This is a genomic window from Chthonomonas sp. (assembly GCF_035294165.1).
Taxonomy (GTDB): domain Bacteria; phylum Armatimonadota; class Chthonomonadetes; order Chthonomonadales; family Chthonomonadaceae; genus Chthonomonas.
The window spans coordinates 1-1,282 of the sequence record NZ_DATGLN010000060.1 but is presented as its reverse complement, the minus strand read 5'-3'; the positions used below and the strand labels follow the sequence as shown (position 1 = coordinate 1,282).

2 protein-coding genes are annotated in these 1,282 nt (G+C 58.0%); one reads left to right on the top strand and one right to left on the bottom strand.

The annotated features are described in order from the left end of the window. On the bottom strand, positions 1–165 hold a 165-nt coding region (locus tag VKV29_RS02750), incomplete at its 3' end, for a magnesium chelatase domain-containing protein (RefSeq protein WP_324199768.1). A 937-nt stretch (positions 166–1,102) separates the two neighbouring features. On the opposite strand from VKV29_RS02750, the gene VKV29_RS02745 reads away from it, so the two are divergent. Then, positions 1,103–1,282: glycerophosphodiester phosphodiesterase (locus VKV29_RS02745; RefSeq protein ID WP_324199767.1), on the top strand; the 180-nt coding region annotated here is incomplete at its 3' end.

The following is a 1,282-nucleotide window of genomic DNA, read 5'->3' as shown; positions in this document are numbered from 1 at the left end:
GGAGTTTTTCAGGGCGGTGCGCACCCGCTCTTTGCTCTCATTGACGGCGGTATCGGGCAGACCGACGATGGTGGTGGAGGGCATTCCGGGGCTTACATCCACTTCCACATAGATTTCGTGGGCATCAATGCCGAGGATGGTACTAGAGAGCACTCGGGCCAGCATGTTGGGCAGCTCCTTGTTGTGAAAAATCGCGTCTCTATTCTCTTTTCCCTCTATCGAATCCTGCCAAGCGTGGAAAATTTTTTTGCGTTGGTGATGACCACAAGCTTACAGTGGGTGGGGTGCCGGCTGCTTGTGCCTTAAGCGAGCTTCGGCTTGTTGAAGCTGCGCCTTGCAGTAGATAGAAACTGACATGAAATCGGTTCTAGAGGCAGTCTGTAGAGCAACTCGGCTTCGTTCGCCCCCTATCCCATCCTTTCGTCTTGCAGACGGCACAGCAGCAGCCAGGGAGATAGGCGATTAAGAAAACGACACAGGCCGCTGAGGCGCCCACCGCGAGGTGCCCCTCTCCCTGATAGGGGGAGGGGGGTGGAGGCCTTGAGCGCAGCACTGTCGTCTTGAAGAGCCGGTAAGAGAGACGCCTGTCATTCCTCGTGAGATAAACATCTGTCATTTCGAGATAAACACCTGTCATTTCGAGTCGAAGGCGAGAAATCTTGAGTTTCACTTCCCACCAGTTCTGTGGGGGTAGGGGTGGGGCTGTAGAAACTGCTGGCTTCACCGTTCTAGAGTCAATTCGCGCGCAAGCCCGCCTTGTTCGCCCCCTATCCCATCCTTTCCCCCGATTCGGGAGGTGCTAGCGCACGGCGATGCAGCGGCCAGAGAGATAGGCGATGAAGGAAACGACACAGGCCGCTGAGTCGCCCACCGCGAGGTGCCCCTCTCCCCAATGGGGGGAGGGGGAGGGCGTCGGCCTTGAGGGGCGGGGGGGTGGGGGCTTGAAGAGCCGGCGATACACCTGTCATTTCGAGCCGAAGGCGAGAAATCCTGCGTTTCACTTCCCACTCGTTCTGAGGGGCGGGGGGATGGGGGCCTTGAGGGGATGGAGACCGCCTCGGTGGTAAAATGAGGCGGGAATCAAAGTCAGGAGGGTATCGCTTTGGGGTGTATAGGAGTAGGGCATCGAGGGGTTCCACATGCTTTTCCGGCCAACACCTTGCGTAGTTTCCAAGAGGCGGCGAAGTTAGGCTGTCAGATGGTGGAGTGCGACGTACGCCAGGCAGCCGATGGGGCTTTGGTGCTTGCGCATGACCCGGAGGTAAGGGATGTACATGGACGT